Annotated in this window: 13 protein-coding genes, 2 pseudogenes and 1 other annotated feature; of the genes and pseudogenes, 14 read left to right on the top strand and 1 reads right to left on the bottom strand. The window is 41.6% G+C overall.

Features of this window, described 5'->3' with window-relative positions:
* The first annotated feature begins 134 nt into the window (after positions 1-134).
* Positions 135-266, top strand: a sequence feature (ribosomal protein L20 leader region).
* Positions 267-281: 15 nt separating this feature from the next.
* From infC to B4W83_RS07835, 7 genes are all read left to right on the top strand, one after another.
* Positions 282-812 (top strand): translation initiation factor IF-3, encoded by a 531-nt coding sequence (gene infC / locus B4W83_RS07805; RefSeq protein WP_000848181.1) that lies wholly within the window; start codon positions 282-284, stop codon positions 810-812.
* 32 nt (positions 813-844) lie between these two features.
* Positions 845-1,045 (top strand): 50S ribosomal protein L35, encoded by a 201-nt coding sequence (rpmI, locus tag B4W83_RS07810; protein WP_001125943.1) that lies wholly within the window; start codon positions 845-847, stop codon positions 1,043-1,045.
* 51 nt (positions 1,046-1,096) lie between these two features.
* Positions 1,097-1,456, top strand: a complete 360-nt coding sequence (gene rplT / locus B4W83_RS07815) for a 50S ribosomal protein L20 (RefSeq protein WP_000124834.1) — start codon at positions 1,097-1,099, stop codon at positions 1,454-1,456.
* Positions 1,457-1,513: 57 nt separating this feature from the next.
* A complete protein-coding gene (gloA, locus tag B4W83_RS07820; protein WP_000157159.1) occupies positions 1,514-1,894 on the top strand; it encodes a lactoylglutathione lyase in 381 nt (126 codons plus the stop codon).
* 247 nt (positions 1,895-2,141) lie between these two features.
* Positions 2,142-2,942, top strand: a complete 801-nt coding sequence (locus B4W83_RS07825; RefSeq protein ID WP_001070090.1) for a dihydroorotate dehydrogenase electron transfer subunit — start codon at positions 2,142-2,144, stop codon at positions 2,940-2,942.
* A gap of 10 nt (positions 2,943-2,952) precedes the next feature.
* A complete protein-coding gene (locus B4W83_RS07830) occupies positions 2,953-3,891 on the top strand; it encodes a dihydroorotate dehydrogenase (protein ID WP_000210693.1) in 939 nt (312 codons plus the stop codon).
* A 41-nt stretch (positions 3,892-3,932) separates the two neighbouring features.
* Positions 3,933-5,834 (top strand): glucosaminidase domain-containing protein, encoded by a 1,902-nt coding sequence (locus B4W83_RS07835; RefSeq protein ID WP_079251598.1) that lies wholly within the window; start codon positions 3,933-3,935, stop codon positions 5,832-5,834.
* Between the two features lie 60 nt (positions 5,835-5,894).
* Here the strand turns inward: B4W83_RS07835 and pavA are convergent, their stop codons facing one another.
* Positions 5,895-7,550, bottom strand: coding sequence for an Rqc2 family fibronectin-binding protein PavA (pavA, locus tag B4W83_RS07840; protein ID WP_000006711.1), 1,656 nt, complete (start codon positions 7,548-7,550; stop codon positions 5,895-5,897).
* Between the two features lie 104 nt (positions 7,551-7,654).
* On the opposite strand from pavA, the gene ybeY reads away from it, so the two are divergent.
* The 7 genes and pseudogenes from ybeY to B4W83_RS07875 all read left to right on the top strand — a co-directional run.
* A complete protein-coding gene (gene ybeY, locus B4W83_RS07845; protein ID WP_000275158.1) occupies positions 7,655-8,152 on the top strand; it encodes an rRNA maturation RNase YbeY in 498 nt (165 codons plus the stop codon).
* Positions 8,133-8,528, top strand: a complete 396-nt coding sequence (locus B4W83_RS07850; RefSeq protein WP_000378166.1) for a diacylglycerol kinase family protein — start codon at positions 8,133-8,135, stop codon at positions 8,526-8,528. Before ybeY ends, B4W83_RS07850 begins: the two co-directional genes overlap by 20 nt.
* Before the next feature lie 16 nt (positions 8,529-8,544).
* Positions 8,545-9,444, top strand: a complete 900-nt coding sequence (gene era, locus B4W83_RS07855; RefSeq protein WP_000143269.1) for a GTPase Era — start codon at positions 8,545-8,547, stop codon at positions 9,442-9,444.
* A 48-nt stretch (positions 9,445-9,492) separates the two neighbouring features.
* Entirely contained in the window at positions 9,493-10,317 is an 825-nt protein-coding gene (gene mutM / locus B4W83_RS07860) for a DNA-formamidopyrimidine glycosylase (RefSeq protein ID WP_001114616.1), read from the top strand.
* On the top strand, positions 10,317-10,922 hold the full coding sequence (gene coaE / locus B4W83_RS07865) for a dephospho-CoA kinase (RefSeq protein WP_000516190.1): 606 nt from the start codon (positions 10,317-10,319) through the stop codon (positions 10,920-10,922). Before mutM ends, coaE begins: the two co-directional genes overlap by 1 nt.
* A pseudogene (gene pmrA, locus B4W83_RS07870) lies at positions 10,909-12,090 on the top strand (multidrug efflux MFS transporter PmrA); the annotation flags it as partial. The gene coaE and the pseudogene pmrA, both read left to right, overlap by 14 nt.
* A gap of 36 nt (positions 12,091-12,126) precedes the next feature.
* Positions 12,127-12,371: pseudogene (locus B4W83_RS07875) on the top strand (helix-turn-helix domain-containing protein); the annotation flags it as partial.

The following is a 12,371-nucleotide window of genomic DNA, read 5'->3' on the forward strand; positions in this document are numbered from 1 at the left end:
TTGTAGTATAATGGTTTTGCATCTCTGTGCCTTTCTTGTGTTTGTGATTGAACGCCAAAATACAAACAGAAACTTTTCAAAAAAATAACTTTTTATCTTGACAAGAGCTAGAAAACTTGGTATCATATAAAAGTTGAGAAAAGCAGAAGTGAGAGCTTCTCGCCTTGTGACATTAAGTTGCCTGGCCCTACGGATGAAAAGTTTCGAAGAAACGCTATCATAACGTGCGGGCTTGTATATTTACGAGTCCGCTATTGTTTTTCTCTAATAAAACAAAAGAGGTGAAAACCATAGCAAAGCAAGACTTATTCATCAATGATGAGATTCGTGTACGTGAAGTTCGCTTGATTGGTCTTGAAGGAGAACAGCTAGGCATCAAGCCACTCAGTGAAGCGCAAGCTTTGGCTGATAACGCTAATGTTGACCTAGTATTGATTCAACCCCAAGCCAAACCGCCTGTTGCAAAAATTATGGACTACGGTAAGTTCAAATTTGAGTACCAGAAGAAGCAAAAAGAACAACGTAAAAAACAAAGCGTTGTTACTGTGAAAGAAGTTCGTCTAAGTCCAACAATTGACAAGGGTGACTTTGATACAAAACTTCGTAATGCACGTAAGTTCCTTGAAAAAGGAAATAAAGTTAAGGTATCTATTCGCTTTAAGGGTCGTATGATTACCCATAAAGAGATTGGTGCAAAAGTTTTAGCCGAGTTTGCTGAAGCAACTCAAGATATTGCCATCATCGAACAACGTGCTAAAATGGATGGACGTCAAATGTTCATGCAATTGGCGCCAGAGACTGACAAAAAATAATTGTCAGAAAGTTAAATAAAGGAGAAAAAATCATGCCAAAACAAAAAACACACCGCGCATCAGCTAAACGTTTCAAACGTACAGGTTCTGGTGGACTTAAACGTTTCCGTGCTTACACTTCTCACCGTTTCCACGGAAAAACTAAGAAACAACGTCGTCATCTTCGTAAAGCATCTATGGTGCATTCAGGAGATTACAAACGTATCAAAGCAATGCTTACTCGCTTGAAATAATAGCTTGACTGTAAGTAAATAATTCTAGGAAATATTTGGAGGAAATAAAACATGGCACGTGTTAAAGGTGGCGTTGTATCACGCAAACGTCGTAAACGTATTCTTAAATTAGCAAAAGGTTACTATGGAGCTAAACACATCTTGTTCCGTACTGCAAAAGAACAAGTAATGAACTCTTACTACTATGCATACCGTGACCGTCGTCAGAAAAAACGTGACTTCCGCAAATTGTGGATCACTCGTATCAACGCGGCAGCTCGTATGAACGGACTTTCATACTCACAATTGATGCATGGTTTGAAATTGGCTGAGATCGAAGTTAACCGTAAAATGCTTGCTGACTTGGCTGTTAACGATGCAGCAGCTTTCACAGCTCTTGCAGATGCAGCTAAAGCAAAACTTGGTAAATAACAACTGATGAGACTGGAAGAGGATTGTCCAGTCTTTTTAAAAATAAAGGAGAAAAATATGGCTTCAAAAATGCTACATACTTGCTTGCGAGTAGAAAATCTTGAAAAATCAATTGCATTCTATCAAGATGCTTTTGGTTTTAAAGAATTGCGTCGCAGAGATTTTCCAGATCATGCCTTCACGATTGTCTATCTAGGTCTTGAGGGTGATGACTATGAGTTGGAATTGACTTATAACTACGATCACGGCCCTTATGTGGTTGGAGATGGCTTTGCTCATATCGCCCTAAGTACACCTGATCTTGAGGTTCTTCATCAAGAGCACAGTGCAAAAGGCTATGAAGTGACTGAGCCAAATGGCCTACCAGGAACTACACCAAACTATTACTTTGTCAAAGACCCTGATGGCTACAAGGTCGAAGTCATTCGTGAAAAATAATCTCATGAGGTCAAGTAGAATGTTCCTTTTCTACTTGACTTTTTTTAGCTGAAAGAGTATACTAATAAAAATTTAACCTTTAAGGGGAGTCCAGAGAGACTCACAAGGTGTCAGATAAAAGAATAGTACAATTTTCTAGAGGAGACTTTTGAGTGTGCTCTCTTCTGTTGTACAATTTTAACTGAGGCCTTGCACTAGCAAGGTCTTTTCTTTGTCTGGTCCCCTTAAAATTTAAGGAGGAAAAGTCATGAATCCCACATGTAAGAAACGTTTGGGTGCCATTCGTTTGGAAACCATGAAGGTGGTTGCACAGGAGGAAATCGCGCCAGCAATCTTTGAACTAGTCTTAGAAGGAGAAATGGTTGAAGTCATGCGAGCAGGACAATTTCTACATCTGCGTGTGCCTGATGATGCCCATCTTTTGCGTCGTCCTATTTCAATTTCGTCTATCGATAAGGTTAAGAAGCAGTGTCATCTCATTTACCGGATTGAGGGAGCTGGGACTGCAATTTTTTCAACCTTAAGTCAGGGAGACACTCTTGATGTGATGGGGCCTCAGGGAAATGGTTTTGACTTGTCTGACCTTGATGAGCAGAATCAGGTTCTCCTTGTTGGTGGTGGGATTGGTGTTCCACCCTTGCTTGAGGTGGCCAAGGAATTGCATGAACGTGGAGTGAAAGTAGTGACAGTCCTCGGTTTTGCTAATAAGGATGCTGTTATTTTGAAAACGGAATTGGCTCAGTATGGTCAGGTCTTTGTAACGACAGATGATGGTTCTTATGGCATCAAGGGAAATGTTTCCGTTGTTATCAATGATTTAGATAGTCAGTTTGATGCTGTTTACTCGTGTGGGGCTCCAGGAATGATGAAGTATATCAATCAAGCCTTTGATGATCACCCAAGAGCCTATTTATCTCTGGAATCTCGTATGGCTTGTGGGATGGGAGCTTGCTATGCCTGTGTTCTAAAAGTACCAGAAAGCGAGACGGTCAGCCAACGCGTCTGTGAAGATGGTCCTGTTTTCCGCACAGGAACAGTTGTATTATAAGGAGAAAATTATGACTACAAATCGATTACAAGTGTCTCTACCTGGTTTGGATTTGAAAAATCCGATTATTCCAGCATCAGGCTGTTTTGGCTTTGGACAAGAGTATGCCAAGTACTATGATTTAGACCTTTTAGGTTCTATTATGATCAAGGCGACAACCCTTGAACCACGTTTTGGGAATCCAACTCCAAGAGTGGCAGAGACGCCTGCTGGTATGCTCAATGCAATTGGCTTGCAAAATCCTGGTTTAGAGGTTGTTTTGGCTGAAAAGCTACCTTGGCTGGAAAGAGAATATCCAAACCTTCCTATTATTGCCAATGTAGCTGGTTTTTCAAAACAAGAGTATGCAGCTGTTTCTCATGGGATTTCCAAGGCAACTAATGTAAAAGCTATCGAGCTCAATATTTCTTGTCCCAATGTTGACCACTGTAATCATGGACTTTTGATTGGTCAAGATCCAGATTTGGCTTATGATGTGGTGAAAGCAGCTGTGGAAGCCTCAGAAGTGCCAGTTTATGTCAAATTAACCCCGAGTGTGACCGATATCGTTACTGTCGCAAAAGCTGCAGAAGATGCGGGAGCAAGTGGCTTGACCATGATCAATACTCTGGTTGGAATGCGCTTTGACCTCAAAACCAGAAAACCAATCTTGGCCAATGGAACAGGTGGAATGTCAGGTCCAGCAGTCTTTCCAGTAGCCCTCAAACTCATCCGCCAAGTAGCCCAAACAACAGACCTGCCTATCATTGGAATGGGGGGAGTGGATTCGGCTGAAGCTGCCCTAGAAATGTATCTGGCTGGGGCATCTGCTATCGGAGTTGGAACAGCTAACTTTACCAATCCTTATGCCTGCCCTGACATCATCGAAAATTTACCAAAAGTCATGGATAAATACGGTATTAGCAGTCTGGAAGAACTCCGTCAGGAAGTAAAAGAGTCTCTGAGGTAACCTGCAATCAATCTGTTCTTGATTTTTTATTAGTTTGTAATATGAATTTAGGAGAATTTTGGTACAATAAAATAAATAAGAACAGAGGAAGAAGGTTAATGAAGAAAGTAAGATTTATTTTTTTAGCTCTGCTATTTTTCTTAGCTAGTCCAGAGGGTGCAATGGCTAGTGATGGTACTTGGCAAGGAAAACAGTATCTGAAAGAAGATGGCAGTCAAGCAGCGAATGAGTGGGTTTTTGATACTCATTATCAATCTTGGTTCTATATAAAAGCAGATGCTAACTATGCTGAAAATGAATGGCTAAAGCAAGGTGACGACTATTTTTACCTCAAATCTGGTGGCTATATGGCCAAATCAGAATGGGTAGAAGACAAGGGAGCCTTTTATTATCTTGACCAAGATGGAAAGATGAAAAGAAATGCTTGGGTAGGAACTTCCTATGTTGGTGCAACAGGTGCCAAAGTAATAGAAGACTGGGTCTATGATTCTCAATACGATGCTTGGTTTTATATCAAAGCAGATGGACAGCACGCAGAGAAAGAATGGCTCCAAATTAAAGGGAAGGATTATTATTTCAAATCCGGTGGTTATCTACTGACAAGTCAGTGGATTAATCAAGCTTATGTGAATGCCACTGGTGCCAAAGTACAGCAAGGTTGGCTTTTTGACAGACAATACCAATCTTGGTTTTACATCAAAGAAAATGGAAACCATGCTGATAAAGAATGGATTTTCGAGAATGGTCACTATTATTATCTAAAATCCGGTGGCTACATGACAGTCAATGAATGGATTTGGGATAAGGAATCTTGGTTTTATCTCAAATCTGATGGGAAAATAGCTGAAAAAGAATGGGTCTACGATTCTCATAGTCAAGCTTGGTACTACTTCAAATCCGGTGGCTACATGGCAGCCAATGAATGGATTTGGGATAAGGAGTCATGGTTTTACCTCAAGTCTGATGGCAAAATGGCTAAAAAAGAATGGGTCTACGATTCTAAAAGTCAAGCCTGGTACTACTTCAAATCCGGTGGCTACATGGCGAAAAATGAGACAGTAGATGGTTATCAGCTTGGAAGCGATGGTAAATGGCGTGGAGAAAAAGCTACAAATGAAAATGCTGCTTATTATCAAGTAGTACCAGTCACAGCAAATATCTATAATGCAGATGGTGAAAAGCTCTCCTATATATCGCAAGCTAGTGTTGTTTGGCTAGATAAGGATAGAAAAAGTGATGACAAGCGCCTGGCTATTACTATTTCTGGTTTGTCAGGCTATATGAAAACAGAAGATTTACAAGCGCTAGATGCTAGTAAGGACTTTATCCCTTATTATGAGAGTGATGGCCACCGTTTTTATCACTATGTGGCTCAGAATGCTAGTATCCCAGTAGCTTCTCATCTTTCTGATATGGAAGTAGGCAAGAAATATTATTCGGCAGATGGCCTGCATTTTGATGGTTTTAAGCTTGAGAATCCCTTCCTTTTCAAAGATTTAACAGAGGCTACAAACTACAGTGCTGAAGAATTGGATAAGGTATTTAGTTTGCTAAACATTAACAATAGCCTTTTGGAGAACAAGGGCGCTACTTTTAAGGAAGCCGAAAAACATTACCATATCAATGCTCTTTATCTCCTTGCCCATAGTGCCCTAGAAAGTAACTGGGGAAGAAGTAAAATTGCCAAAGATAAGAATAATTTCTTTGGAATTACAGCCTATGATACGACACCTTACCTTTCTGCTAAGACATTTGATGATGTGGATAAGGGAATTTTAGGTGCAACCAAGTGGATTAAGGAAAATTATATCGATAGGGGAAGAACTTTCCTTGGAAACAAGGCGTCTGGTATGAATGTAGAATATGCCTCAGACCCTTATTGGGGTGAAAAAATTGCTAGTGTGATGATGAAAATCAATGAGAAACTAGGTGGCAAAGATTAGTCCTATAATTGGATATGATTTGAGTGAATAGTATGTTAAAAATCCTGATTTTAAGTAAAATCAGGATTTTTTCATGGATACGATTTTTTCTGGGTCTGGTGTGACACGGAGGGTCTTTTGTCCTGTGTAGGTGACAAAGCCGGGTTTTCCACCAGTTGGTTTGTTGAGTTTCTTGATTTCAATCATATCTACCTGCACCAGATTTGACAGGCGACCTTGAGAGAAGTAGGCAGCTAGTTCTGCTGCTTCTGTCTTGACTTCATCAGATGGGTCAAGATTGCCTGAGATGACAACGTGGCTTCCAGGAATGTCCTTGGCATGGAACCAAAGTTCCTCTTTGCGTGCCATTTTAAAGGTTAGCTCCTCGTTTTGTAGGTTGTTTCGGCCGACATAGATGATGGTTTTGCCATCGCTTGCTAGATATTGTTCTGGTTTTTTGCGTTTCTGGATTTTCTCCCGCTGTCTTCTGCGGATAAAGCCAGTTTGAATCAATTCTTCACGGATTTCAGCGATTTCTTCCAGCCCAGCTTGGTTGAGGACGGTTTCTACACTTTCCAGATAGAGAATAGTGGCCTTGGTTTCCTCAATCAGATCAGTCAAGTATTTGACAGCTTCTTTGAGTTTCTGATACCGTTTAAAATAGCGTTGGGCATTTTGGTTGGGAGTCAAGGCCTTATCAAGCGCAATCGTGATAGGTTGGTTGGTGTAGTAGTTGTCTAGGATAACCTGGTCTTGGTCGTTAGGCACTTGGTGGAGGAAGGTTGTCAGCAATTCTCCTTTTTGACGAAATTCTTCAGCGTTGTCTGTCGCCAGTAACTCTTTTTCCTGTTTTTTCAGCTTATGTCGGTTTTTCTGAAGTTCATTTTCAACACGACGAATGAGTTCACTGGCTTGCTGTTTGACGCGGTCGCGTTCTGCCTTGTCCTTATAGTAGGTGTCCAGCAAATCAGAAAGACTGGTAAAAGGCTCTCCTACTTGATTTTTAAAAGGAACTGGACTGAAGGATGTCTCAGTCAAGCATGGCTGGGTTTCTTGATGGAAAAAGGTACGGAAAGTAGACAGTTTATCACTAACCAGAATCCTTTCCAATTCATTTGCCGTATCGCGTCCCAGACCTTGAAAGAGGCTTTGAAGATTTTTAGCTGTCGTTTCCTGTGTTTGCAGGATTTCAAAGAGTTTCTCGTCCTTGATAGTAAAAGGATTGAGAGATTCCGTACTTGGCGGAGCGATATAGGTCGATCCAGGAAGCAAGGTGCGGTAGCTATTTTGTGAAAAACCAACGTGTTTAATGACTTCGAGAATTTTGTGGCTACTTTTATCAACCAGTAGAATATTACTGTGTTTCCCCATAATCTCGATAATCAGGGTAGCCTGGATATGGTCTCCAATCTCGTTTTTATTGGAAACTGTCATTTCCACAATACGGTCATTTTCCACCTGCTCAATCGACTCAATCAGGGCCCCCTGTAAATACTTTCTCAAAACCATGATAAAGGTAGAAGGTTGGGCTGGATTTTCAAAAGTCGTTTGGGTCAGCTGAATGCGTCCAAAAACGGGATGGGCAGAAAGGAGCAGGCGGTGACTTTGGCGATTGCTGCGGATTTGCAAGACCAACTCTTGTTCAAAAGGCTGATTGATTTTCTGGATGCGACCATTCACTAATTCGCTTCGCAATTCCTCAACTATGTGGTGTAAAAAAAATCCATCAAATGACATCGTTCTCTCCTTGTGATTGTATTCCATAGTATTATATCAAAAAGGTAGAATAAAATCATGGAAATGTGGTATAATAAAGCCAAGTAAAGAGAAACGAGAAGCACATGTATATTGAAATGGTAGATGAAACTGGTCAAGTTTCAAAAGAAATGTTGCAACAAACCCAAGAAATTTTGGAATTTGCAGCCCAAAAATTAGGAAAAGAAGACAAGGAGATGGCAGTCACTTTTGTGACCAATGAGCGTAGTCATGAACTTAATCTGGAGTACCGTGACACCGACCGTCCGACAGATGTCATTAGCCTTGAGTATAAACCAGAATTGGAAATTGCCTTTGACGAAGAGGATTTGCTTGAAAATCCAGAATTGACAGAGATGATGTCTGAGTTTGATGCCTATATTGGGGAATTGTTCATCTCTATCGATAAGGCTCATGAGCAGGCCGAAGAATATGGTCACAGCTTTGAGCGTGAGATGGGCTTCTTGGCAGTACACGGCTTTTTACATATTAACGGCTATGATCACTACACTCCGGAAGAAGAAGCGGAGATGTTCGGTTTACAAGAAGAAATTTTGACAGCCTATGGACTCACAAGACAATAAACGAAAATGGAAAAATCGTGACCTGATATCCAGTTTAGAATTTGCTTTGACAGGTATTTTTACTGCTATCAAGGAAGAACGCAATATGCGAAAACACGCAGTGACGGCTCTAGTGGTCATCCTTGCAGGTTTTGTTTTTCAGGTGTCACGAATCGAATGGCTCTTTCTCCTATTGAGCATTTTCTTGGTAGTAGCCTTTGAGATTATCAACTCTGCTATTGAAAATGTGGTGGATTTGGCCAGTCACTATCACTTTTCCATGCTGGCTAAAAATGCCAAGGATATGGCGGCTGGCGCGGTATTAGTGGTTTCTCTTTTCGCAGCCTTAACAGGCGCATTAATTTTTCTCCCACGAATCTGGGATTTATTATTTTAAACAGTAAGAGGAAATTATGACTTTTAAATCAGGTTTTGTAGCCATTTTAGGACGTCCCAATGTTGGGAAGTCAACTTTTTTAAATCATGTCATGGGGCAAAAGATTGCCATCATGAGTGACAAGGCGCAGACAACGCGCAACAAAATTATGGGAATTTACACGACTGATAAAGAGCAAATCGTCTTTATCGATACGCCAGGAATTCACAAGCCTAAAACAGCTCTCGGAGATTTCATGGTTGAGTCTGCCTACAGTACCCTTCGCGAAGTGGATACCGTCCTTTTCATGGTGCCTGCTGATGAAGCGCGTGGTAAGGGGGACGATATGATTATCGAGCGTCTCAAGGCTACCAAGGTTCCTGTGATTTTGGTGGTGAATAAAATCGATAAGGTCCATCCAGACCAGCTCTTGTCTCAGATTGATGACTTCCGTAATCAAATAGACTTTAAGGAAATTGTTCCAATCTCAGCCCTTCAGGGAAATAATGTGTCTCGTCTAGTGGATATTTTGAGTGAAAATCTGGATGAAGGTTTCCAATATTTCCCGTCTGATCAAATCACAGATCATCCAGAACGTTTCTTAGTTTCAGAAATGGTTCGCGAGAAAGTCTTGCACCTAACTCGTGAAGAGATTCCGCATTCTGTAGCAGTAGTTGTTGACTGTATGAAACGAGACGAAGAGACAGACAAGGTTCACATCCGTGCAACCATCATGGTCGAGCGCGATAGCCAAAAAGGGATTATCATCGGTAAAGGTGGCGCTATGCTTAAGAAAATCGGTAGTATGGCCCGTCGTGATATCGAACTTATGCTAGGAGACAAGGTCTTCCTAGAAACCTGGGTCAAGGTCAAGAAAAACTGGCGCGATAAAAAGCTGGATTTAGCTGACTTTGGCTATAATGAAAAAGAATACTAAGTAGAGGTGGGCTCATGCCTGCTTCTTGTTTTTACAGAAGGAGGACTTATGCCTGAATTACCTGAGGTTGAAACCGTTCGTCGTGGCTTGGAAAAATTGATTTTGGGTAAGAAGATTTCGAGTATAGAAATTCGTTATCCCAAGATGATTAAGACGGATTTGGACGAGTTTCAAAGGGAAGTGCCTGGTCAGATTGTTGAGTCAATGGGACGTCGTGGTAAATATTTACTTTTCTGCCTGACAGAAAAGGTTTTGATTTCCCATCTGCGGATGGAGGGCAAGTATTTTTACTATCCAGACCAAGGACCTGAACGCAAGCATGCCCATGTTTTCTTTCAGTTTGAAGATGGTGGCACGCTTGTTTATGAGGATGTTCGCAAGTTTGGAACCATGGAACTCTTGGTGCCTGACCTTTTAGACGCCTACTTTATTTCTAAAAAATTAGGTCCTGAACCAAGCGAACAAGACTTTGATTTACAGGTCTTTCAATCTGCCCTTGCCAAGTCCAAAAAGCCTATCAAATCCCATCTCCTAGACCAGACCTTGGTAGCTGGACTTGGCAATATCTATGTGGATGAGGTTCTCTGGCGAGCTCAGGTTCATCCAGCTAGACCTTCCCAGACTTTGACAGCAGAAGAAGCGACTGCCATTCATGACCAGACCATTGCTGTTTTGGGCCAGGCTGTTGAAAAAGGTGGCTCCACCATTCGGACTTATACCAATGCCTTTGGGGAAGATGGAAGCATGCAGGACTTTCATCAGGTCTATGATAAGACTGGTCAAGAATGTGTACGCTGTGGTACCATCATTGAGAAAATTCAACTAGGCGGACGTGGAACCCACTTTTGTCCAAACTGTCAAAGGAGGGACTGATGGGAAAAATCATCGGAATCACTGGGGGAATTGCCTCAGGTAAGTCAACTGTGACAAATTTTCTAAGACAGCAAGGCTTTCAAGCAGTGGATGCCGACGCAGTCGTCCACCAACTACAGAAACCTGGTGGTCGTCTGTTTGAGGCTCTAGTACAGCACTTTGGGCAAGAAATCATTCTTGAAAACGGAGAACTCAATCGCCCTCTCCTAGCTAGTCTCATCTTTTCAAATCCTGAAGAGCAAAAATGGTCTAATCAAATTCAAGGGGAGATTATCCGTGAGGAACTGGCTACTTTGAGAGAACAGTTGGCTCAGACAGAAGAGATTTTCTTCATGGATATTCCCCTACTTTTTGAGCAGGACTACAGCGATTGGTTTGCTGAGACTTGGTTGGTCTATGTGGACCGAGATGCCCAAGTAGAACGCTTAATGAAAAGGGACCAGTTGTCCAAAGATGAAGCTGAGTCTCGTCTGGCAGCCCAGTGGCCTTTAGAAAAAAAGAAAGATTTGGCCAGCCAGGTTCTTGATAATAATGGCAATCAGAACCAGCTTCTTAATCAAGTGCATATCCTTCTTGAGGGAGGTAGGCAAGATGACAGAGATTAACTGGAAGGATAATCTGCGTATTGCCTGGTTTGGTAATTTTCTGACAGGAGCCAGTATTTCTTTGGTTGTACCTTTTATGCCCATCTTCGTGGAAAATCTAGGTGTAGGGAGTCAGCAAGTCGCTTTTTATGCAGGCTTAGCAATTTCTGTCTCTGCTATTTCCGCGGCGCTCTTTTCTCCTATTTGGGGTATTCTTGCTGACAAATACGGCCGAAAACCCATGATGATTCGGGCAGGTCTTGCTATGACTATCACTATGGGAGGCTTGGCCTTTGTCCCAAATATCTATTGGTTAATCTTTCTTCGTTTACTAAACGGTGTATTTGCAGGTTTTGTTCCTAATGCAACGGCACTGATAGCCAGTCAGGTTCCCAAGGAGAAATCAGGCTCTGCCTTAGGTACTTTGTCTACAGGCGTAGTTGCATGCACTCTAACTGGTCCCTTTATTGGTGGCTTTATCGCAGAATTATTTGGCATTCGTACAGTTTTCTTACTGGTTGGTAGTTTTCTATTTTTAGCTGCTATTTTGACTATTTGCTTTATCAAGGAAGATTTTCAACCAGTAGCCAAGGAAAAGGCTATTCCAACAAAGGAATTATTTACCTCGGTTAAATATCCCTATCTTTTGCTCAATCTCTTTTTAACCAGTTTTGTCATCCAATTTTCAGCTCAATCGATTGGCCCTATTTTGGCTCTTTATGTACGCGACTTAGGGCAGACAGAGAATCTTCTTTTTGTCTCTGGTTTGATTGTGTCCAGTATGGGCTTTTCCAGTATGATGAGTGCAGGAGTCATGGGCAAGCTAGGTGACAAGGTGGGCAATCATCGTCTCTTGGTTGTCGCCCAGTTTTATTCAGTCATCATCTATCTCCTCTGTGCCAATGCCTCTAGCCCCCTTCAACTAGGACTCTATCGTTTCCTCTTTGGATTGGGAACCGGTGCCTTGATTCCCGGGGTTAATGCCCTACTCAGCAAAATGACTCCCAAAGCCGGCATTTCGAGGGTCTTTGCCTTCAATCAGGTATTCTTTTATCTGGGAGGTGTTGTTGGTCCCATGGCAGGTTCTGCAGTAGCAGGTCAATTTGGCTACCATGCTGTCTTTTATGCGACAAGCCTTTGTGTGGCCTTTAGTTGTCTCTTTAACCTGATTCAATTTCGAACATTATTAGACTTCCTGCGAAACAATATATGGTATAATAGTTCTATGGATTATGAAGCAAGTGAACAACTAACTGATGCACGATTTAAGCTCCTGGTTGGTGTTCAGTGCACGACTTTTGAAGAGATGTTAGCTGTATTAAAAAGAGATTATCAAGGTAAACACGCAAAAGGGGGACGAAAACCTAAACTAAGCCTAGAATACCTTCTTATGGCGACTTCAATATGTGCGAGAATATCGAACTTATGAAGAAATTGCGGCTGATCTTGGTATTCACGAAAGCAACTTAA

Origin of the sequence: Streptococcus pseudopneumoniae ATCC BAA-960 = CCUG 49455, from assembly GCF_002087075.1 — a bacterium.
In the GTDB taxonomy this organism is placed as follows: Bacteria; Bacillota; Bacilli; order Lactobacillales; family Streptococcaceae; genus Streptococcus; species Streptococcus pseudopneumoniae.

What these genes read in the sequence shown, in the direction of transcription:
- rpmI (WP_001125943.1), top strand. Translation starts at nt 845, where the DNA reads ATGCCAAAACAAAAAACACACCGCGCATCAGCTAAACGTTTCAAACGT.
- rplT (WP_000124834.1), top strand. Translation starts at nt 1,097, where the DNA reads ATGGCACGTGTTAAAGGTGGCGTTGTATCACGCAAACGTCGTAAACGT.
- gloA (WP_000157159.1), top strand. Translation starts at nt 1,514, where the DNA reads ATGGCTTCAAAAATGCTACATACTTGCTTGCGAGTAGAAAATCTTGAA.
- B4W83_RS07825 (WP_001070090.1), top strand. Translation starts at nt 2,142, where the DNA reads ATGAATCCCACATGTAAGAAACGTTTGGGTGCCATTCGTTTGGAAACC.
- B4W83_RS07830 (WP_000210693.1), top strand. Translation starts at nt 2,953, where the DNA reads ATGACTACAAATCGATTACAAGTGTCTCTACCTGGTTTGGATTTGAAA.
- B4W83_RS07835 (WP_079251598.1), top strand. Translation starts at nt 3,933, where the DNA reads ATGAATTTAGGAGAATTTTGGTACAATAAAATAAATAAGAACAGAGGA.
- pavA (WP_000006711.1), bottom strand. Translation starts at nt 7,550, where the DNA reads ATGTCATTTGATGGATTTTTTTTACACCACATAGTTGAGGAATTGCGA.
- ybeY (WP_000275158.1), top strand. Translation starts at nt 7,655, where the DNA reads ATGTATATTGAAATGGTAGATGAAACTGGTCAAGTTTCAAAAGAAATG.
- B4W83_RS07850 (WP_000378166.1), top strand. Translation starts at nt 8,133, where the DNA reads ATGGACTCACAAGACAATAAACGAAAATGGAAAAATCGTGACCTGATA.
- era (WP_000143269.1), top strand. Translation starts at nt 8,545, where the DNA reads ATGACTTTTAAATCAGGTTTTGTAGCCATTTTAGGACGTCCCAATGTT.
- mutM (WP_001114616.1), top strand. Translation starts at nt 9,493, where the DNA reads ATGCCTGAATTACCTGAGGTTGAAACCGTTCGTCGTGGCTTGGAAAAA.
- coaE (WP_000516190.1), top strand. Translation starts at nt 10,317, where the DNA reads ATGGGAAAAATCATCGGAATCACTGGGGGAATTGCCTCAGGTAAGTCA.